We start from the raw sequence: 20,967 nt of genomic DNA, 5'->3' as shown, positions 1-20,967 counted from the left end.
AATTCACGGAGAGAACTTTGGCAACACGGATTCTGATCGCCGGATTTCAGCACGAGACCAATACCTTTGCGCCGTCAAAGGCCACCTATGCCAGCTTCGAGCGCGGCGAAGGCTTTCCGGCGATGGTGCGTGGCGATGACGTGCTGTCGCTGCGCGACGTCAACATTCCGGCGGGCGGCTTCATTGCCGCGGCAGAGCGGCGCGGCTGGATGCTGCTGCCGGTGATCTGGGCCGGCGCAAGCCCATCCGCGCACGTGACCGAGGATGCGTTCGAGCGCATTGCCGGAGAAATCGTCGAGGCCGCGCGCGCCGGCGGATTCGATGCGGTCTATCTGGACCTGCATGGCGCGATGGTTGCCGAACATACGGACGATGGCGAAGGCACCTTGCTCGCGCGCATCCGAGCCGTGGTGGGGCCGGGCGTGCCGGTGGTCGCATCGCTCGACCTGCATGCCAACGTCACGCGGGCGATGCTCGAGGCCGCCGACGCACTGGTGGCCTATCGTACCTATCCGCATGTGGACATGGCCGAGACCGGCGAGCGGGCCGCGGCATTGCTGCAGCGCTTGCTGGAGGGCAGGGGGCCGCTGCATCGCGCAGTACGCCGGCTGCCGTTCCTGATCCCGATCAACGGCATGTGCACGATGCTGGAGCCTGCCCGCGCCATGTATTCGCTGCTGCAGCAGGGGGAAAGCGGCGCCGTGGTGTCGCTGTCGTTCGCGCCGGGCTTTCCCGCAGCCGATTTCCCGGAATGCGGGCCGGTGATCTGGGGATACGGCGAGGACGCCGCAGGGGTCGACGCGGCGGTGCAGGCCTTGTCCGACCGGATGCTGGCCGATGAGCCTGCCTGGGAGGTCCCGTTCCTCTCGCCGGACGAAGCCGTGCTCGAGGCCATGCGGCTGGCCGAGGGGGCGACGCGCCCGGTGGTCATTGCCGACACGCAGGACAACCCCGGGGCCGGCGGCGACTCGAACACCACGGGCATGCTGCGCGCCTTGCTGCGCCACGGCGCGCGGCACGCGGCCATCGGGCTGATCTGGGATCCGGCCGTGGCGGCCGAGGCGCACCGCGCCGGTGTGGGAGCCACCATCGACGTCGCTCTCGGCGGTGTTTCCGGGGTGCCCGGTGACGAGCCGCTGCGGGGGCGCTTCAAGGTGCTGAAGCTCTCCGATGGCGTATGCCGCTACGGCGGGCCGATGATGAACGGCATGCTGGCCGATGTCGGGCCCGTCGCGCTGTTGCGTATCGACGATGTGCTGGTGGTCGTCAGTGCCGGCAAGGCCCAGATGCTGGACCGCAACCTGTTCCGCGTGGGCGGGGTGGAGCCCGAGGCCATGAAGATTCTCGTCAACAAGAGCTCGGTGCATTTCCGGGCCGATTTCCAGGGCATCGCGCACGCCGTGCTGGTGGCCAAGGCGCCCGGCCCGATGACGGCGGATCCCGCGGACCTGCCCTGGACCAGGCTTGCCCCCGGCATCCGTCTCAAGCCGATGGGCAAGCCCTTCCAAGGCTAGTACCGCGCCAGCGGCGCGACCGGGCGACCCGGCGGGGCGTCAGTTGAAGACATCCTGCCGGTACCTGCCCGCGCTGACCAGCTCCGCCAGCCAGTCCGACGCCGCCTCTGGTGTCATCCCGCCTTGCTCTGCGCCGATCTGAATCAGCACTTGCCTGACCGCGGGCGCCATGTGGCGGCCGTCGCCGCACACGTAGAGCATCGCACCCTGGTTCAGCCGGGCCCAGACATCGGCGCGGCGATGCCACAGCAGGTCCTGCACGTAGCGCGGCTCGCCATCCACGACCGAACAGGCCAGGTGGACCTGCACCACGCCCTGAGCCTGCCAGCGCTCCACGTCGTCGCGGTACAGCCAGTCGTGCGCGGGGTGGCGGCAGCCGTAGTACAGCTGCACCGGGGCCTCCGGCTGGCCGGCCGCCTGTTGCGCGGCCCGCTCCTCAAGGAAGCCGCGGAACGGCGCAATGCCCGTGCCGGGGCCGATCAGGATCATGGGCGTGGCCGGGTCTGCCGCGGGCGCGAAGGTGGGATTGGGGGTGCGGATGGCGCCCGCCACCGCGGCGCCGGGCGCCAGGCTTTGCAGCCAGGTAGAAGCCACGCCGCGGAAGAGCCCGCGGCCAGACAGCGCCGGTGACCAGACCGTGCCGACGGTGATGGTCGCCACGTCGGGCGAGACCAGCGGCGATGAGGCAATCGAATAGAACCTCGGCCGCATCGGCACGGTGCAAGCCAGCAGGCCGGCCAGGTCCACCTCGATCGCGGGAAAGCGGTCCAGCACATCGGCCAGCCCGAGCCGGCGCGGCGCCACCTGGGCGGCGTACCCGCTCCCGGCGTCGTCCGAGGCCAGCTGTTGCAGCGCCTGGCGCGTGACCGGGCAGCGCGAAGACTGCGACAGCAGGCGCAAGGTATGGCGCGACACCACGTCCTGCAGTTCCACAAAATGGGTCAGCAGCTGGCGCACGGACAGGGCCTCGCCCAGCGGCAGGCCGCGCGCGGCCCCGCCGGAGGCGGACAAGGTAACGATGGCTTCCGGGTCGATGCCGATCCGCTCGCACAGGGCCGCGACCATCCCGGGCTGGTTCTGCGGATAGACGGCGAGGTGGTCGCCCGTGGCGTAGCGCACGCCTTCGGGCAGCCTGAGGCGGATATCGCGCGTGGAGGTCCGCGGCGCCTCGCGCGAGAAATCCCACAGGCCGGATGGATCGTTCACCAACTCGGTGTTGGCCAGGACCGTGAAGCCCTGGGTGTTTGCTGGCAGCGTGGACGCGCGGATCTCGGCGACGTCTCTTATCTGCACCCGGACCGGCGGCGTTCCGTGGGCCGGCCCGCCCACGCCGCCACCGGCCTGCAAGGCTTGCCACAGCAAGGCCAGCCAGCGTTCCGCGGCCTGGTCGAAGTCGCCGTTGCCGTCGGCTTCGCCACGCGGCAGCAGCGGACTGGCGCCGGCATTGGTGAAGAATTCATAGACCCGGCGCGGGAAGGCCTGGTACGTCGGCCATTGCGAGTTGCCGCAGCCCAGCACGGCCACGCTCAGCGCTTCTGCCCGGTAGCCGCTGGCGGCGCCGCTGTCGAGCAGCGCTTCGAGCCGCCTTGCCGAGTCCGGCGCGCGGCCGTTATAGGTGGCGGCGATGATGACGGCCAGGCCGGTGGTCGGCAGCGCGTCGGCCACGTCGTCCAGGTCGCGCAACGTCGCATCAAAGCCCGCCGCCAGCGCGCCGGCATGCACCTGCTCGGCCAGTTCGCGCGCGGTGCCAAGGCTGGATCCGCACAGCACGGCAAGCGGCCTGCCGCCGCCCTGCACATCGGGGCCCGCCTGCGGTGCTTGCGCGGTGCCGGCGAGCGGCGCCGCGGCGATGCGCTCATGCGGCCGGCGCCGGCGCGCACGCACCGTGAATCCGTCGGGCTTGATCGTCAGCGTTTCCTTGATGCGGAACTGGTAGTCGTGCGCGTCGGTGAACTGGAAATTGCGCAGCATCAGCGCCAGTGCCAGCTTGGCCTCGGTCAGCGCAAACTGGCGGCCGATGCAGGCACGCTCGCCGTTGCCGAAAGGCATGTAGGCATGGCGCGGCAGCTTGGCTTCCTGCTCAGGCAGGAAACGATCGATGTCAAAGCGTTCCGGGTCGGCCCATACCTTCGGGTCCCGGTGCAGCGCGGTCAGCACCACCGACAGGCGCCTGTCCTTGCGGATCAGGTAGCGGCCGCCCAGCAGCGTATCTTCAAACGGCGCCACGGCGAAGGCAGGCGCGGTAGGCCACAGGCGCAACGTTTCCTTCAGCACGCGGTCCAGTACCGGTAGCCGCGCCAGGTCGGCGTAGACCGGTGCCGCGTCGCCGGGCAGCACGGCGTCCACCTCCGCGTAAGCCTGTGCCATCACGCCCGGGTTGCGCAGCAGTTCATACAGCGCGAAGGTGAGCAGCCCGCTGGTGGTCTCGTGGCCCGCAATCAGGAACGTGATCACCTGGTTGCGGATGTTCTCGTCGTCCAGCCGCTGGTCGGTGTCCGGGTCCCGCGCTTCCAGCATCAGGCCGAGCAGGTCGTTGGCCGTGCCGCCCCGGCGTTCCGCCGCGTCGCCCGCGCGCCGCCGCCGGATCACGTCGTCAACCAGGTCGCGCATGAAGCGGGTGTCCTGGTCGAACTTCTGGTGTGCCGCATGCATGAAGCGGTCTTGCAGGGCAAAGCGCGTCAGCTTGGACATCGCCTCTTCCAGCGCGCCGACCATGGCCTCGATGAAGGGGTGCAGTTCCGCGCTGGCGAACGATTCAAAATCGTAGCCGAAGCCGGACAGCGCGATGGTATCGAGCGTCAGCCGCGTCATGTCGTCAGCGACCGCGATATCGGCATCCGGGCCTTGCCGGTCCCATTTGTCCACCAGCCGGTTGGCCACGCGCAGCATGACGTCGAAGTAGCCCTTCATCGCGCGCTGGCTGAACGCGGGCATCAGGATGCGGTGCGCCTTGCCCCAGTTGGCCTCGTCGGAGCGTGCGGTGAACAGCCCGTCGCCGGCCATGCCGCGCAGGTAGGACAGCGGCGGGCCGATGTACTTGCGGAACTGCGCCGCATCGCACAACTCGGAGGCCAGCGCCACCGATGTCACGAACGGCACGCGCCGGCCGGCGAAATTCAGCTCGAAGATGCCGTCATGGTGGCGGCTGCGCGCCAGCAGGTGCTGGCCCAACGCTCCTGGTGTGATCTGCAGCAGGTTGCCGACCAGCGGCCAACCCGGGTCGCGCGGGATGGGCTCGGGGATGGGTGCATGCATGGAGCGGGCAGGGGTTTGATGCGGCGCGTCGGAGGCCTGGTCGGGGCTGGACAGCTCAATGGGCGGCGGCATGGCGGGGCGGTGTCTCCTGAACGGGCGCTGACACGCGATTTGCCACGTGCGGCCGTTTCATTTAACGTAGACATCTGTCTACCGGCGCAAGCGTAGACAACTGTAGACATGCTGTCAACGAAGCATGTCGGGCAAAAACCGAGTCCTACTACTAAACCGCATTCATGGAAGCCATTGCCGACGGCAAACGCCGCCTGATCGACGCCGCGTTGCGGCTGGCCGCAGCCAAGCGCAGCTTTGCGGCACTCAAGCTGCGCGAGATCGCGCGCGAGGCCGGCCTGAATCCCAACACGTTCTACCGGCATTTCAGCGACATGGAAGACCTGGCCATCACCGCCATGGCCGAGGTCAGCGCCGAACTGCGGCCGATGCTGCGCGCGGTCCGATGGGCCGCTGCCCGCGACAACCCGGGTGAAGTGGCCACGCGTGCGTGCGAAGCGCTGTTCCTGTACGCGCAGCATCACCCGGATGCATTCATCGTTGGTGTGTGCGGGATCACGGGCCCGCAGCCCGCGCTTCGCGTTGCCATTCGCACGGTGCTGGATGACATCGCCGCCGAGATGGCGGAAGACATCGAACGGCTGGGGTTGTGTCCCAAGCTCTCACGCCCGGCCGTTGACGACGTCTGCGCGTACGTCGTTTCCTACCTTTTCCATCAATGCGTCGACTACATCGAAGCCGATGCCGCCGGACGGCGCAGGCTGATGGCGCGCTCGGTGCAGTTGAGTTGCTGGCTGCTGCAGGGTGCGGCAGGGCCGAATGCCCAGCCGGGAACGAAATCAGGCAGGGAGCGCAAGGCCGTGGCGGCGTAGCCTGTTGCGACGAAACACGCAGAAGGAAGAACCTCAGCCGCAGCAGTGGCCGAAGCGAAGGCGTGTGTCCGGGCCAGCGCTCATCCTGAAATCGTGATGCCGCACTCTTGCGCCACCGCCAGGAGCTTCTCCATGTCCGGCGCGCCTGGCGCAATTTCCTCATCGAGCCGCGTGAACAGGCGCGATGCGTTTCCGCCGTGGCTGGTGACTGAAATCATTTCGCCGTCGCCGAAGCCGAAACGGAAGTAATGCACCGTGCCCGCTGGCACATGGACAAAGGTGCCAGCGGCAGCAGTGATCGCTTGATCGCCATAGCCGATCTCGACCGTCCCCTTGGTAATGAAGAACGATTCGTCCCAGTCATGGCTATGGGGCGGTGGGCCACTGCCTTCTTCGCCCTGCTGCAGAAACACCTCGTAGCCTTGCGTGGCGGTCTTGGATGCCAGCACCGTGATCCTTTCTCCCACCACGTTGAGCGCGCGTCCATACGCATCCGGAGTCACCGCAAATGGTTCTGGTTTCATGCTTTTCTGCTCCGTCAGTGAGAACGCCGACGTGGCGATGCTGTCCAGGTGTGAGGCATGCGGCAGCTCCAAAGCGAGCCGGCCACGATGCCGGACGGGCGGGGCATGGGCTGCCCCCTTATTTGATGTCTGGGAATTCTAGGCGGCTCACGATCGGAAGTCATCGCCAGGAATGAGGATTGCCGCGGCCAATGTGCGTCAGCAAACGTTCTTCCCATGCGCAATGTCACTTGCCCCTGGCTCGCTTTCCCATTTCAATGGAGTTGACAGGGAAAGGGGATGACATCATGGCAGTCACTCGCTTGCAGAGCATTCCCGGCATCGGGGTTGACAGGATGGCCGACAAGGCTGACTCGATGCGAAACACCAATATCTTGCGGCTGGAGAACCTCGACACTGACTTGCGGCCGCCGCCAGCAGCCATCCGGCGCACGCATGAGGCAATCGATGACGATGCTGCCAACAGCTATCTGCCATTCATGGGCCAGCATGCACTGCGGGAAGCCGCGGTGGAGCGCGTCCGGCGCATCTCCGGCGTCACATACAACCCTGATACCGAATGCATCATCTCCGCGGGTGGATTGGCCGGGATTCTGAATGTCCTGTTATCCACACTCGAGACGGGGGACGAGGTGGTACTGACGGATCCGACCTACGCAGGCCTGATCAATCGTGTCTACCTCGCAGGCGGGCTGCCAAGATTTGCGCGCCTCATACCAGGGGTCGACGGCTGGCGAATCGACCTGGGCAGCCTCGCCGACGCGATCGGGCCGCGCACACGGGCATTGCTCATCATGTCGCCGTCGATGCCCACCGGCTTCGTCGTGTCCGCGCCGGAGTGGGAGGAGATTGCCCGGCACTGCGAGCAGGTCGGAGCGTGGCTGGTATATGACGCAGCCATGGAAAGAATCCTGTTCGACGGTCGGCAGGTGATCCACCCCGTTTCTCTGCCTGGCATGCGCGAGCGCACCATCACCGTTGGGTCGGTCTCCAAGGAATATCGCATGATTGGCTGGAGAGTCGGTTGGATAGTCGGGCCGGAGCCGCTGATGGCCGACGTGCGGCTGACCAGCTTGTCGAACGTCGTGTGCCAGGTCGGTATCGCCATGCCAGGGGCCACAGCCGCACTGACTGCCAGCGACGATGGCGTGGCCGCGGCAACGGCAGAGTGGGAATCACGCCGCGATGTGTTGTTGTCCGCGCTGGCCGATCTCCCCGTGATTCGCCCGCACGGCGGATGGTCGCTTCTGATGGACACCCAGCGGCTCGGCCTTGCCCCGTCGGAAGCGTCCAGGCGCTTGCTGGCCCGCGGCGAAGTGGCGGCCACGCCGATGGATAACTGGGGGCCAAGCGGCATCCGGTACCTGCGTTTCGTATTTGCCAATGAGCCGGTCCAGCGCCTGGCTGACATTCGCGAGCGGATTCGCCTGGCGTTGGACCTCTGATACGTGCAACGCTGAGCTACGAAAATGCCGGCCGCTTCTGGTCATAGTGGTTCCGAGGGCAGTGACCGAACCCTGCTGTACTTCGGCTGGCTGACCCTGTTCATCGCTCTGGCAACGCCGGCCGGTTACCTGGTTGATATACAGACGTCGTACCTGCTCAAGAACCAGTTGCATGCGACGGCGACGGAGATCTCGACCTTCCGGCTGGTGACGGGCATACCAGTCTACCTTGCCTTCGCTTTTGGCCTCGCGCGCGACCAATGGAACCCGCTGGGATTGCGGGATCGCGGCTTCTTCCTGATTTTCGCCCCGGCGACCGCGGTGGCATTCATCTGGATGGCGTTTTCAGGTTTCTCATACGCGGGACTGGCCATCGGGATGCTGCTGGCAATGCTGTCGTCCCGATTTGTCGCCGCGGCGTATCAGGGGTTGATCGCTCTGGTGGGCCAGGAGAAGCTCATGTCCGGGCGCCTGAGCGCGCTGTTGAACGTGGTCGGCTCCGTCCCGGTCGTTGCGGGAGCGTTCGCCTCCGGGTACATCTCCGATCATCTTGCCGCAAAGGAAGCCTTCCTCCTGATGGCGATGCTCGCCTTATTGATTGCCGTGTTTGGGTTCTGGAAGCCCGCTTCCGTCTTCGGCCATCTCTACGAGAAGCCGCAAGCCAGGGGCACAGATCTCGTTGGCAATGTCAGGCGGCTGGTGAGACATAAGGCTGTCTATCCAGCGGTTCTCATCTGCTTTCTGTGGAATTTTGCGCCAGGCGCGGCCACGCCGCTGCAGTTCTATCTGAGCAATGAGCTGCATGCATCGGATTCCGTTTACTCGTACTACAACGGGATCTTTGCCGCCGCGTTCATCCCGACATTCTTGCTGTATGGCTTTCTGTGCAAGAAGGTATCGCTGAACAAGCTGCTGTGGTGGGGAACGATCGTCGCAGTGCCGCAGATGATTCCGCTGGCATTCATTCACTCAGCCAATCTTGCCCTGGTATTGGCGGCACCGATAGGGTTGATGGGCGGTGTCGCCACGGCAGCATACTTCGATCTCGCGATGCGGTCCTGTCCGCCGGGCCTGCAAGGAACCTTGATGATGCTGGTGGATGGCGTTCTCGCGCTCTCGGCGCGTGCCGGCGATCTCCTGGGCTCATGGATCTATAACAGCAGCCCAACGCACGGTTTCACATATTGTGTGATCGCGACTACCGTGGTGTACGCACTGATCCTGCTTTTGATCCCGCTGACGCCAAAGGCATTGATTGCTACCAGGGATGGCGAACCAAATCCGGAGGTCCAAGCCTAGGCGTCGGCCCGCTGGTGCTCCAGCGTGCGCAATCGCTGGCGGGCGAGGAGGGGGCAGGCCCCTAGTAATGTATGGTGGCCGGGCTCTGGATGCCGGCGTTCTCGTCAACGACATACGCTTCGATTCCTGCGCTGCCGCCATTCCACCAGTTTGTCATATCAAAGACAGTCTCGTCGTCCAGTCGCTGGACATGGACGCCGTAGATGGTTAGCGGCTTGCCGGGCGCGCAGACCGCGGGCGAAGTCAGCGGCCTCAGGAAGTGAACAGCGCTGGGCGATGTCGTGGATATGTTGGTGACGCGCTGTGCAACGAAGCGGCCTGAGATCTTCTGAATCTGCAACGCTGTCTCGACGTCAAGACCAATCCCTCGGGCGGCCGACGGGTTCTTCAGGACGCCTCCCTCGCAGCCCGAACCGGACCATGGCGCAATGCTTCTTGACAGGAACGTGACCAGCCTGCCCATGCGATCGCGCGAGTCGAAGTGCGGATCGACGAATGTATTGTCCAATGCCGTAGCGTCCAGGAAACTTGGGCCGGAGAAACCTTTCGGATCAAATGTCATGTACTTGTTGTACGGATCGCTCAGCGCCTGCGTCGATGTGACCGTTCCTTCGATGGCTGAGAAAACGAACTGCCCCAGGACGTTGGCCCCGGCGCTGGTGCCGCCAACAGGAACGTTCTGCTGCATGAGCGCGGCGATGGTGGCGTTGAGCTTCGTGCCTTTCCAGAATTTGATGTAGTTGCCCTGATCGCCGCCCGCAATCCACAACGCGTTCGCGCTGCCGACAACGGCATTTACAAACGGGTCATTCGCCGCAGCAGTGTCGGTAATGACCAGCGTTTCCGCGGCAGTCAGGCCGAGGTACGCGCCACCGACATACCCGTCCACTGCGGGGATATCGGTCGCGTTCTTCTTGTTGCTGTAATAGAAGTAAGGGTCGTAAGCGTCGGTGCCGGTCGCGCGAATCACGACCATGCGACCACCCGTTGCTTTCGTAATGCCCGCCTGCTGAATCATCCAGCGATACGCGCCATCGACATCAGGCCCGCCACCCATGATGACCACCGGCTGTACCGCCTGTGGCTGCGGTGTGGGGAGGGGCTGCACCGGCACCGGATTGCCAGTCTCGAAGTACTGTGTTCCGGTTACGAAGTAGCTGTAGGAGGGGGTAGTCTTGTCACCTGCAAACGCAGGGGGCATCAGCACCCCGAGTACCACGCTGATGCAGGCGAGCGCGTGGTACGCCACCACCCTGCAATTCTGTGTGAGCTTGGAAATGGATTCCATGGCGTGACACCCCCTGCCGCTATCTTCTTTGTACAACTCGGTGATGACAGAAAAGCAACGCGCCAAATCCCTGGAAGAGCTGGCAGATGTCACGTCGCCAGGCAGAGGCTCCCGGCTGTTATTCCGAGCACAAGTGCGGGACGTGCAGGCGTTCCGTTATAGACGCTGGCGCACAAAAACTCCAGCCGACCCTGGTCCCGACAGGAGATGCGGTGAGGCAGAAACGACCACCAGCAACAAAGCCGCTATCGCGGCCAGCTTCCAAAGATCACTACTGGCAGCGCTCTCGCATGCCGGATTGCCATGAGAGCAAGGGTGCCACAGCAATTGGAAAGGTCTGTTCGCTGGCATACGTAGGCGTTGCACTGCTTGCCAGTCCCCGCTTGGAAGCCTGCGCAACCGGCCTCGCCATGCGACCCAGCGCTCAGTCAGCGCACCGTTGAATGAACTGGGTCATGGCAGGCAGGATGGATTGCCGGAAACGCTGGCCGGCGAAGGTGCCGTAGTGACCCACGCCGTCAACGACCAGGTGTTCTTTCCGGTCGGCGGCAATACCTGCGCAGAGCGCGTGAGCCGCTTCGGTCTGGCCGCGGCCGGTGATGTCATCCTCGCTGCCTTCGATGGTCAGCAATGAAACGTTGGTAATGGCCTCGGGGTAGACGCGGCGCTGGCCGACTTCCATGCAGCCGCGGCACAGGTGATGTTCCAGGAAAACCTTCTGGATGGTTTCCAGGTAGTACTCGGCCGGCACGTCGAGCACGGCGTTGTACTCGTCATAGAACTTGCGGTGCCTGGCTGCCTCGCTCTGCCTGCCATCGACTAGGTGGCGGTAAAAGTCGAGGTGCGCACCGGCGTGCTGTGCGACGTTCATCGACACGAAGCCGGCAAGCTGGAGGAAGCCCGGATAAACCCGGCGCCCGTTTCCCGGGTAGCCGGCGGGCACCCGTTCGATGACGTTCGCCTCAAACCACGCCAGCGAATATTGCTGCGCGAACTGGTCGACCGCCGTCGGGCTGACGCGGGTGTCGATCGGCGCGGCGATCAGGGTCATTGAGCGGGGCTGGACCTGCTCGTTGTCTTCGGCCATCTGGGCGACCGCGCAAAGCACCGGGACCCCGGGCTGGCAAACCGCCACGATATGCGTGCTGGCGCCGAGGTATCGCAAGAACTTTTTCAGGTAATCGACATAGCAGCCAAGATCGAAGTGCCCGGCGTCAAGCGGGACCAGGCGTGCATCGGCCCAGTCGGTGATGTAGACATCATGCTCGGGCAGCAGTGCCTCGACCGTCGGGCGCAGCAGGGTGGCGTAGTGGCCCGAGAGCGGCGCCACCAGCAACACCCGGGGGCCAGGATTGGACATGTCCTTCCTGAAATGCAGCAGCCGGCAGAAGGGCTCCTCGATGAGCGCGGTCTCGGTGACGGCCACCCGTTGGCCGCGCACGAAGACCTCGTCGATCTCAAAGCGTGGTTTCCCGTAGGCCTTGGTCAGCCGGGTGAACAACTCAAGCGCGGCGTCGGCCTCGCGCAGCCCCGGAAGCCAGGCGACCGACTCGCCCCAGAAATTGACTGTACGATAACCTGCTTCGATCATCGCCCCGAGCGGGCCAAGGGACTGCAGCGTGAGTTCCCGCAGAGCATAGAGCGCCATGGCGATTCCCGCCTTCTTGAATTGGTTGGTGTGTTGTTCTGGCGCAGGGGCCGGCAAACCGGGTGCTGCGCAATGCGGGCTTCAGCGCAGTTGGCGCGCAGGACAGCCGCACGGCCGGCTTCGTGCAAGGTGGGCGGGCGGGCGACAGGCTTCCGCCGCGGGTGCGTCAGTGGGAAGGTGGCGCTGGTGCACTGAGAAGTGCTGCGCGCGGCTCAGGTGCCGTCGATGTCGAATGGACTGGCTGCGGGAAGCACCGGTGTTGCCGTGGCGGCCGTTGCGGCCGGACTGATGCGCGCGGCCCAGGTCGCACACGAATCGGCTGGAATGCTGCATGATGCCCCCCACTACTCAAAGCCACCAACATTGCATCGCAATGCCAGCGGCGGTACAACGTGCAATCAAGTTACGCCATTTACATTCGGTAACATACTCGATCTAACCCTATTGCAACGCTTTGCATACACCCTTCGCAACGAAAGCGGAAAAGCTGGCTCATTCGATACGAATGTGGGGTTATGTGCTTGCGATATGTGATCTTCTATCGCCAGCAGGGCGGACGCAGCCGCGCCGTCTGCTGGGCTATTTGTAAATCTTTGCAAGTTGCGTTCGGACAAAACGCTAGGCAGGCGGATGTCGTTGACCCGCCCGGTCCCGCTTCCTCTCTGTCACGCTGCCCGGCCAATGACCGGAATCACGCCGAAGGCAACGGTAGCCAGCATCATGACCACTGCCGCCGACAGCGCCCAGAGCAGCGTATAGCGCTGGTGATCGCCAAATTCGACCTCGGCCAGGCCCACCAGCAGGTAGGTCGACGCGACCAGGGGGCTCAGCAGATGAACCTGCTGCCCGATCAGCGAGGCGCGTCCGATCTCCGCCGCGCCGATGCCATAGACGGCGGCAGCCTTGGCCAGGATCGGCAGGATGCCGAAGTAGAAGGCGTCGTTCGAGATAAAGAACGTGAACGGAATGCTCAGCACCCCGGTCACCAGGGCCATGTAGGGACCCATCCAGTCGGGCACGGCGCTGATGACGCTGTTGGCGATGGCGTCGACCATCTTGGTGCCCGACAGGATCCCGACGAAGATGCCGGCGGCGAAGATCAGCGACACCACCGGCACGACATTGGCGGCATGCGCGCCCATGCGCTCCTTCTGTTCGTGCAGGCTCGGGTAGTTGACCATCAGCGCGATAGCGGATGCGATGATGAACAGCGCAGGCAGCGGCAAGGTGCCGAGAATCAGCAGCACCATCAGGGCGATGGTCAGCAGGAAGTTGAACCACAGCAGCTTCGGCCTGGCGATCCGCGGATCGCCGGCGGCGGCCTCCGGCATGGCATGGCCGTCATCGCCGGCCCCGGTGCGCATCAGTGCGATGCTGCCAAGCCGGTTGCGTTCGCGGCGGCCGAGCAGGAATGCCACGAACAGGCCCCACATGCCGGTGACAATCATCGGCAGGATCATCGGCACGAACAGCGACCCCACGTCCACGCCCAGCGCGCTGGCGGCACGCGCGGTCGGGCCGCCCCAGGGCAGGATGTTCATCAGCCCGCCCGCCATCATGATCACGCAGGCCAGCACCAGCCGGCTGATGCCCAGGCGCTTGTAGAGCGGGAGCATCGCCGCGCAGGTGATCATGTAAGTGGTCGAGCCGTCGCCGTCGAGCGACACCAGCGCGGCCAGCACGAAGGTGCCCATGATGATCTTGACCGGATCGCCGCCCACTATCTTCAGGATCGCGCGCACCACCGGATCGAACAGCCCGGCATCGATCATCAGGCCGAAATACAGGATGGCGAACATCAGCATCACGCCGGTCGGCGCCAGCTTCTTGACGCCGTCCAGCATCATCGGGCCGAGTTCCGGGCCGAAACCGCCGACCGCGGCGAACGCAATCGGAACCAGGATCAGCGCCACCATGGCGGAGAGCCGCTTGGTCATGATCAGTGCCATGAACACGATCACCATCGAATAGGCGAGCAGGGTCAACATCTTTTTCTGGATCTCTTTGCCGCCCTGCAGCGTGGGGCGCTTGCGGGCGGGTGTGTGTGCGTCCGTCCGGCGCACGAGGTTAAGGGCGAGGCCGATCCCGCCGGCACGCCAGGGCGTGCTGGGTACGGAATGACCGCGGAGGGTGGCAGTCTTGCGCGCTGGCCCGGGCAGGCCGCGCGGGCGTGGCTCAGCCGGCGGAAACGATGCGTTTCACTACCGCGTCCGCGAACTGCAGCGTGGTGGCCGTGCCGTGCAGGTCGCCGGTCTTCACCTGGTCCTGGCCGAGCGTCAGCTCGATTGCTGTGCGCAGGCGCGTGGCCAGGTCCTGGCGGCCCACGTGGTCGAGCATCAGGCCGGCGGCCAGCATCAGCGAGATCGGGTTGGCAATGCCTTTGCCGGCGATGTCTGGCGCCGAGCCGTGCACGGCTTCGAAGATCGCGGCCTGGTCGCCGATGTTGGCGCCCGGCGCCATGCCAAGCCCGCCAACCAGGCCGGCGATCTGGTCCGACAGGATGTCGCCGAACAGGTTGGTACAGAGCAGCATGTCGAAGCGCCACGGGTTGAGCACGAGCTGCATGGCGCAGGCGTCGACAATGATGTCGTCCATGTCCACGCGGCCCGCGTAGTCCCTGGCGACCTCGCGCGCCGCTTCCAGGAAGATGCCGGTGAGCGCCTTCAGGATATTGGCCTTGTGCACCACCGTGATCTTCTTGCGGCCGTTTTTGACGGCGTACTCGAAGGCGAAGCGGGCAATGCGCCGGCAGGCGTCGCGCGTGTTGGTGCCGGTGGACACCGCTACCGCATGCGGGTCGTCGCCAACCGCAATGTAGTAGTCATGGGCCACATAGAAGCCGCCGACGTTCTCGCGCACCAGCACTAGGTCGATATTCTCGAAGCGGCCCGGCACCAGGGTGCGGGCCGGGCGCACATTGGCATAGAGGTTGAACGCCTCGCGCAGGCGCACATTGACCGAGCGGAAGCCACCGCCAACCGGCGTGGTCAGCGGCCCCTTCAGGGCCAGGCCGGTGCGGCCGATGCTGTCCAGCGTGTCTTGCGGCATGGGATCGCCGCTGTATTCGACGCCGGCCATCCCCGCCCGCCGGATATCCCAGGCAAACGGGGCGCCCAGCGCATCCAGCACCCGGACGGTGGCGTCCACTACTTCGGGACCGATCCCGTCGCCGGGGATCAGCGTGGCCGGGATCTGTTCGCGTGCACCGTTTTCCATTTGCGTTCCTGTCGTGAATTGAGCGTTTCGCTGGCCGGCCAAGGCGCCGGGCCAGGGATGCTGTGTTTCTCGTCCCCGGGAGGGCGCCGGTGGCGGATTCCGGCGTTTGCCCCCGGTCCGGCTAACCAGGGGCCCGATTCTAGGCGGGGAAGGCTGTCAGGAAACTGTCAATGTGCCGGCTATGTCATTGGGGTTTACGCGGAGGGCGACCAACCCTGCTGACCGAGGACGACTGACGAATCGGGGCCGGCGACAGTAACGTCGCCGGTGCCGTGCGCCAGGACTGGCCGCGACGATGAACGTGCACCGACGCCCGGAAGCCGGGCTAAGCGGGCAGGCGTGCCGCCTTGAATTGTTTCCAGAGGCGGCGCAGCGGCTGCCTGTCAACGCTGACAGCCCTGGCGATATAGCCGCGCGCATAACCACAGCCAATCGCAAGTTGCTGCCGCTCTGTCGCAAGGCGCAGCAACAATCCCTCTGCAACCGCCATATCATTGCGCCATCCCAGGTCATCCTGCAGGCGCGACAGTTGCCGGCGATAGCGGCGCACCTTATTCGCGGCAAACAAGGATTCAAAGAACTCGGTCGCGTAGCGCAGCTTCTTTGCCGCGATACGCGCACGATGGCGCCGCTGTTCATCGAGCTTTGCCATGCCCCGCCCCCGCTTGAGCAGCCTGCGTTGCCGCTTGCGCAACGTGGTCAGCGCGAAGTCCCTGGCGGGTCCGGTGAGTGCCGCGCGCTGCGCCTCGTCAAGGCCATGGCGCCAGTCCGCGCTGCCCAGCCAATGGCTCAGCGTCAGGATCAGCCGGGTGTAACGATCGGAATTCACGGCCTGGGCCGCGCGTTGCCGGGCATCGGCTGCGACTGCCTTCGCTGCGGCAAGCACCGCGCCCGCGCCCACGTCCTCCGGCGCCCCATCGAATGCGTCACGCAAAGTGGCGTTGGCAAGAACTTCCCAGTCACGTGCGGGGCCCAGTTCATCGGCAATCCATTTGAGGTCCGATTGCAGTGCCGGCGGGCAGGCAAGCAGCGGCTCGAAGATGTCAAGCGCGGAGCGCAGGCGACGCAGGCCGACACGCATCTGGTGCACGCTTTCCGGATTGGAGCCGTTGACCACGCCGCGTTCGTTCCCCGAGATTTGCGCCAGGCAGTTCTCGGCAATGCACTGAAACACCGCCTCCGCCGACCCGGCATCGGCCAGCCTGAGGGGCTGCGCCCGTACCGCTTCATTGGCCTCGTCAGCGACCAGCGCATAGCCCCGGTCGCCTTTGCTGGCGCGGCTCAGGCGCATTGGCACTGCGTCGAGCAGCCGCAGGGCAAACGCTGACAGATGGGCCGGCTCGCCGGCCTGGATCTCCATCTCGAGCTCGCGGATCGGCTCCGTGGCGTCGTTCGCACGGACAACGCCGCGATCGACCGCCAGTTCGACCTCGTCCCCCTGTGGCAAGCGCAACAGCAGGACCGTGCGCCGGACATCCGTGATGAAGATCGGCTTCAGCCGTTCTGCCAGGTCGTCTTCACGGAGCAGCGTCCCCAACGCAGTGCCCACGGGCAATTGGTCTCGCAGCGCACCAAGATCTGGCGTATTTTCGGGAACTGCCGACTCAAACTCTTCCCGCTCGTAAAGCGCGCCATGCTGCGTGCCCCAGGTCTTCAAGGTCTGCACAAAATGTTCACCCGCTTGCCGCACGCGCAGCGATGCGTGCATACGCCGAAAAGCAAGATCCGACGTATCGAAATACGTGCTCACGAGCCTGTCTTCGTGCGGCGGCTCCACGCAGCAGGACGACACCAGGGGCAAGCCGATCAGCCCTTCGGCCTGGTCCTGCAGCAACTCGAGCTTGAGTTCGCGTTCCATTTATCCGAGCTTTGCCGTGCCCTCGAATTTTGCGAATACCCTGGCCTGGACTGCGTTCATCACTGCAAGGGTCTCGTCACTGGCGGGGGCGCTGGTCGTCACCCCGGTGGCGTTCTTCGGCTTCGAGCCGGGCGGGTCGAAGATAAAGAGCGTATCGAACTTTCCGGCCGATTCCCTCTTCAGTCGCCGGTTAAGTGCCTTCAGGTATCGCTTCTTGTCAGTCTTTGACATAGGTTCCAAGGTTATCTGCGGTGGTAATAACGGCCCCGGTCATTGAACCATCTGCTTAATGAATTCACTTCACCAGGCAGCGTGCTAATGCGGCTGGCTTGCATTCGACTCGCCGCCGGCGAAGGGGATTTCGTGCTCCCGCAACCTCTGCAGCGATTGGGTCAGCCTGGCGCCGTGCTTGCGGTCCGCGGCCAGCAGCAGGGCCTCTATGCCCTCGTCCAGCCCCGCAACCTCGCGGTCACCCGGCAGCCTGGTCGCTTTCATCTCCTGCAATTCGTTGGCAATGCGCTTTCCCAGCTTGCGCACAAACTCCGGGTCCAGGTGACCTTGCGCTGCAGCATCTCCAATATGCTCGATCAAGCGCTTCAGGCCTTCCGGGGTGGTCTCGGTCGCAGATGGTATTTCGTGTGTCATTGGCAACTCCAGTGGGCGCGTCAGATAATTCTACGCATCGGATGCTCGCAAGGTGGTATGTATTTCGCGGGAGCAGTGCGATCAAATTCGCCTCGATATGCGCGATACGCCAGCTAGAATCGGGAAGGATTCCCCCGCACAGGCATGCAAATCATGAAACCCGAATCCGATCCCACGCAGAATGCGCCGCCGATTGACGCGGAGGAGGGGCGTCTCGGCACCCCGGTCGACCCGGATGGCCTGCTGAATGGCAATGAGCTCTATATCAACCGCGAACTCAGCCAGCTGGAGTTTTTCGGCCGCGTGCTGGAGCAGGCCGCCGATCCCGCGGTGCCGCTGCTGGAGCGCCTGCGTGCCCTGTGCACCTTCAGCAGCAACCTGGATGAATTCTACGAGATCCGCGTGGCCGGCCTGAAGGAGCAGTGCTTGCTTCAGTCTCCGGTGGCCGGCCCGGACGGGCTGACGCCGCAGGCGGTCTATGCCAGGGTCAACCAACGGGTCCGGGAGCTGGTCGATCAGCAGTACCGCCTGTTCAATGACATGCTGATTCCGGCCATGGCCGAGCAGCAGATCCGCTTCTTGCGGCGGCCCTCGTGGAACCCTGCGCAGGCGGAATGGATCCGCGAGTTCTTCTTCGCCGAGCTGATGCCGGTCCTGACACCGATCGGGCTGGACCCGGCGCATCCGTTTCCACGGGTGCTCAACAAGAGCCTGAACTTCGCCGTTGAACTCGAGGGCAAGGATGCGTTCGGGCGCAACTCCGGCTATGCGATCGTGCAGGCGCCACGAGCGCTGCCGCGGGTTATCGCCTTGCCACCGGATATTGCCGGATGCGAGCACGGCCTCGTTTTCCTTTCTTCCATCCTGCATGCCCACGTCGGCGAGCTGTTCAGTGGCATGACGGTGCGCGGCTGCTACCAGTTCCGCGTGACCCGCAACAGCGAGCTGTTCGTGGACGAGGAAGAGGTCAAGAACCTGCGCGAGGCGCTGCAAGGCGAACTGCCGCACCGTCATTATGGTGATGCGGTCCGGCTGGAGGTGGCCGACAACTGCATGCCGGCAATGACTGAGTTCCTGCAGCACCAATTCGGGCTGGCGGCAAACGAGGTGTTCTCCGTCAACGGACCGGTCAACCTGGTTCGCCTGATGCAGGTGCCAGATCAGGTGGACCGGCCGGAACTGAAGTACCTGCCTTTCCGGGCCGGCCTGCCGAAGGTGCTGCACGAGCATTCCGATATCTTCCGCGCCATTCGCGAGGGCGACATCCTGCTGCATCACCCGTTCCAGTCGTTCACACCGGTGGTGGACTTTGTCGTGCAGGCGGCACAGGACCCCGATGTGGTGGCAATCAGCCAGACTGTGTATCGGGCCGGGCACGATTCGGTCCTGCTCTCGGCACTTATCGAGGCTGCGCGCAACGGCAAGGAGGTCACCGTCGTGGTGGAACTGCTGGCCCGCTTCGATGAAGAGGCCAATATCGGTTGGGCGACGCAACTGGAGGAAGTCGGCGCGCATGTCGTCTATGGGGTCGTCGGTTTCAAGGCGCACGCCAAGATGGTGATGGTATTGCGACGCGAGGGTGGGAAGCTCCGGCGCTATGTGCATCTCGGAACCGGGAACTATCACCACCAGACCACGCGCACCTATACGGATTTTGGATTGCTCACATGCAATGAGTCGCTGACGCAGGATGTGGCGCAAGTGTTCAGCCAGCTGACCGGCCGCGGCCAGACCCATAGCATGACCCATATCTGGCAATCGCCCTTCACCTTGAAGGCGGCGTTGCTTGAAGCGATCCGGCGCGAAGCCGGGCACGCCAGGGCCGGCCGCAAGGGATGGATCGTGGTCAAGATGAATGCGCTGCTGGAACCCGACCTGATTCAGGCGCTGTACGACGCCTCACGCGACGGTGTCCGTATCGACCTGATCATCCGGGGCGCCTGTGCGCTGCGCCCCGGCGTTGCCGGCCTGTCAGAGAACATTGCAGTGAAATCCGTCATGGGCCGGTTTCTCGAACACTCGCGCATCTTTTACTTTCACGATGGCGGGGCGGAAAGGGTCATGCTATCCAGCGGTGAATGGATGGAACGAAGCCTGTCCCGGCGGATCGAGATCTGCTTTCCCATCCTTGATGCCGGGTTGAAGGAGCGCGTCATCGCGGAAGGGCTGAAACCGTACCTGGCAGACCGGCGTGACGCCTGGCAGATGGCGCCGGACGGAAGATACGAGCGTCAGGCCTCGCGTGACGGCGAGGGCGCGCAGAATGTCCTGCTGTCGGCTTTGACGTGATCCCTGCATAAGGGCGCCGCTGGCGCGGCACCGCGCCAGCGTGGCCGTGCCTCTGCTCAGCCGAGATCGTCCTGGATCGGCCGGTGTTTGAACACCGCGCGGATGATGCCATGGTCGTTGGTGCCCAGGCCCTTGTGATCGCTGAAGTTCAGGTGATCGTTATTGATAATGAGCCCGTCGAACAGCCAGCGGCGCCGCTTGCTGTTGTCATATAGCTGCTCGCGGACCAGGATGTGATCAAGCGATTCGCGAAAATCCTGGAAGACATGGGTGTAGTAGACATCGCGCGTGTCCCGGTATTCCTGCAATGTCTGCGCGGTATAGAGCGCAATATCGCCACCACCGACCGAGTCACCCACCAGATAGGCAGGCTGCTCGGTCAGGATATTGGCGGTATTGCTCAGTTGCCCGTCGTTGATATCGCCCATCACCACCACTGCGGTGTTGTTGCCTTTCATGCTGTCGGTCAGCATGAAGCGCAGCGCGGCCGCTTCGGCGGTACGCCGGATCGTCGACAACGCAGCGCCGACGGCTTTGGCATGCTTGGCGTAGATTTCCTTTTCATACCAGGCCTCGCCATCGATCCGGGTCGGCTGCTTCGACTTGAAATGGCATACGTACAAATGCATGGCAGGCTCATCCTCGCGCGGCCGGATGGTGAAATGCAGGACCGGCCGGGAAAAGCCGCGAATACTGACGCTGATCTGCGGTGTCTGCGGATCGTCTCCCTTCGATTTCAGCACGAATTTCTCGGGAAAATCGGCGATCCACTCGGCCGCGCCTGCCAGCAGTCCGCGGCGAACGATGGCGGCACACACAATGCCCTTGCCATTGGCGTTGTCCGGCACCAGCACGTCATAAGCGTCGGCCAGGCCGGCGGCCTCGACTGCCGCGAGCAGCGCGTCGCCATGCCACAGCTCCTGGAATCCGACCACGTCGGCGTCGATCAGCTTCAGCTGGCTCGCCGTCCAGGCGATCTTGCGCTCGTATTCCTGCTCGCTCCAGCCGTTGCGGTCAGTATAGAGAGGCAGGCCCGGCACATTCAGGTTGTACAGGTTGAACGTCGCGATACTTAGGGCGTGTTCACACTAATTGGATTTAG

16 protein-coding genes are annotated in these 20,967 nt (G+C 64.4%); 6 read left to right on the top strand and 10 right to left on the bottom strand.

Annotated features, from left to right (window positions below):
* Nucleotides 1-17: 17 nt before the first annotated feature.
* The gene (locus CF68_RS34065; RefSeq protein ID WP_035827751.1) at nucleotides 18-1,514 is read left to right on the top strand and encodes a M81 family metallopeptidase; all 1,497 of its coding nucleotides are present in this window, start codon (nucleotides 18-20) and stop codon (nucleotides 1,512-1,514) included.
* 39 nt (nucleotides 1,515-1,553) lie between these two features.
* Here CF68_RS34065 and CF68_RS34060 read toward each other — a convergent pair whose 3' ends face one another.
* Nucleotides 1,554-4,841 (bottom strand): bifunctional cytochrome P450/NADPH--P450 reductase, encoded by a 3,288-nt coding sequence (locus tag CF68_RS34060; RefSeq protein WP_051591817.1) that lies wholly within the window; start codon nucleotides 4,839-4,841, stop codon nucleotides 1,554-1,556.
* A gap of 164 nt (nucleotides 4,842-5,005) precedes the next feature.
* Here CF68_RS34060 and CF68_RS34055 point away from each other — a divergent pair, with 164 nt between their 5' ends.
* Nucleotides 5,006-5,653 carry a TetR family transcriptional regulator gene (locus CF68_RS34055; RefSeq protein ID WP_035827749.1) on the top strand — a complete coding sequence of 216 codons (648 nt, stop codon included), beginning with the start codon at nucleotides 5,006-5,008 and terminating at the stop codon, nucleotides 5,651-5,653.
* 80 nt (nucleotides 5,654-5,733) lie between these two features.
* Here the strand turns inward: CF68_RS34055 and CF68_RS34050 are convergent, their stop codons facing one another.
* Nucleotides 5,734-6,177 (bottom strand): cupin domain-containing protein, encoded by a 444-nt coding sequence (locus CF68_RS34050; RefSeq protein ID WP_035827849.1) that lies wholly within the window; start codon nucleotides 6,175-6,177, stop codon nucleotides 5,734-5,736.
* Nucleotides 6,178-6,464: 287 nt separating this feature from the next.
* Here CF68_RS34050 and CF68_RS34045 point away from each other — a divergent pair, with 287 nt between their 5' ends.
* Nucleotides 6,465-7,622: a pyridoxal phosphate-dependent aminotransferase gene (locus CF68_RS34045; protein WP_035827848.1), complete on the top strand. Its 1,158-nt coding sequence runs from the start codon at nucleotides 6,465-6,467 to the stop codon at nucleotides 7,620-7,622.
* Between the two features lie 24 nt (nucleotides 7,623-7,646).
* Nucleotides 7,647-8,921 (top strand): MFS transporter, encoded by a 1,275-nt coding sequence (locus tag CF68_RS34040; protein WP_035827747.1) that lies wholly within the window; start codon nucleotides 7,647-7,649, stop codon nucleotides 8,919-8,921.
* Nucleotides 8,922-8,982: 61 nt separating this feature from the next.
* Here CF68_RS34040 and CF68_RS34035 read toward each other — a convergent pair whose 3' ends face one another.
* Both CF68_RS34035 and CF68_RS34030 read right to left on the bottom strand, forming a co-directional pair.
* Nucleotides 8,983-10,209 carry a cyanophycinase gene (locus CF68_RS34035; protein ID WP_035827845.1) on the bottom strand — a complete coding sequence of 409 codons (1,227 nt, stop codon included), beginning with the start codon at nucleotides 10,207-10,209 and terminating at the stop codon, nucleotides 8,983-8,985.
* 424 nt (nucleotides 10,210-10,633) lie between these two features.
* Nucleotides 10,634-11,857: a polyhydroxyalkanoate depolymerase gene (locus CF68_RS34030; RefSeq protein WP_035827744.1), complete on the bottom strand. Its 1,224-nt coding sequence runs from the start codon at nucleotides 11,855-11,857 to the stop codon at nucleotides 10,634-10,636.
* 225 nt (nucleotides 11,858-12,082) lie between these two features.
* On the opposite strand from CF68_RS34030, the gene CF68_RS37395 reads away from it, so the two are divergent.
* Nucleotides 12,083-12,391 (top strand): hypothetical protein, encoded by a 309-nt coding sequence (locus CF68_RS37395; protein WP_152548605.1) that lies wholly within the window; start codon nucleotides 12,083-12,085, stop codon nucleotides 12,389-12,391.
* 131 nt (nucleotides 12,392-12,522) lie between these two features.
* On the opposite strand, the gene CF68_RS34025 is transcribed toward CF68_RS37395, so the two are convergent.
* The 5 genes from CF68_RS34025 to CF68_RS34005 all read right to left on the bottom strand — a co-directional run bounded on the left by CF68_RS34025 (nucleotide 12,523) and on the right by CF68_RS34005 (nucleotide 17,576).
* Nucleotides 12,523-13,845, bottom strand: coding sequence for a CitMHS family transporter (locus CF68_RS34025; protein WP_035827843.1), 1,323 nt, complete (start codon nucleotides 13,843-13,845; stop codon nucleotides 12,523-12,525).
* 187 nt (nucleotides 13,846-14,032) lie between these two features.
* Nucleotides 14,033-15,073, bottom strand: a complete 1,041-nt coding sequence (locus CF68_RS34020; RefSeq protein WP_035827741.1) for an isocitrate/isopropylmalate dehydrogenase family protein — start codon at nucleotides 15,071-15,073, stop codon at nucleotides 14,033-14,035.
* A gap of 325 nt (nucleotides 15,074-15,398) precedes the next feature.
* Nucleotides 15,399-16,931 (bottom strand): CYTH and CHAD domain-containing protein, encoded by a 1,533-nt coding sequence (locus CF68_RS34015; protein WP_035827739.1) that lies wholly within the window; start codon nucleotides 16,929-16,931, stop codon nucleotides 15,399-15,401.
* Nucleotides 16,932-17,162, bottom strand: a complete 231-nt coding sequence (locus CF68_RS34010) for a hypothetical protein (protein WP_035827737.1) — start codon at nucleotides 17,160-17,162, stop codon at nucleotides 16,932-16,934.
* Between the two features lie 84 nt (nucleotides 17,163-17,246).
* Nucleotides 17,247-17,576: a hypothetical protein gene (locus CF68_RS34005; protein ID WP_035827735.1), complete on the bottom strand. Its 330-nt coding sequence runs from the start codon at nucleotides 17,574-17,576 to the stop codon at nucleotides 17,247-17,249.
* A 153-nt stretch (nucleotides 17,577-17,729) separates the two neighbouring features.
* On the opposite strand from CF68_RS34005, the gene ppk1 reads away from it, so the two are divergent.
* Nucleotides 17,730-19,865 (top strand): polyphosphate kinase 1, encoded by a 2,136-nt coding sequence (gene ppk1, locus CF68_RS34000; RefSeq protein ID WP_035827732.1) that lies wholly within the window; start codon nucleotides 17,730-17,732, stop codon nucleotides 19,863-19,865.
* A gap of 56 nt (nucleotides 19,866-19,921) precedes the next feature.
* Here ppk1 and CF68_RS33995 read toward each other — a convergent pair whose 3' ends face one another.
* Complete coding sequence (locus CF68_RS33995) at nucleotides 19,922-20,905, bottom strand: endonuclease/exonuclease/phosphatase family protein (protein WP_235205980.1); 984 nt, start codon at nucleotides 20,903-20,905, stop codon at nucleotides 19,922-19,924.
* Nucleotides 20,906-20,967 lie beyond the last annotated feature (62 nt).

The organism is Cupriavidus sp. SK-4 (assembly GCF_000611125.1).
GTDB lineage: Bacteria > Pseudomonadota > Gammaproteobacteria > Burkholderiales > Burkholderiaceae > Cupriavidus > Cupriavidus necator.
This window is presented reverse-complemented; position numbering and strand designations above follow the sequence as displayed.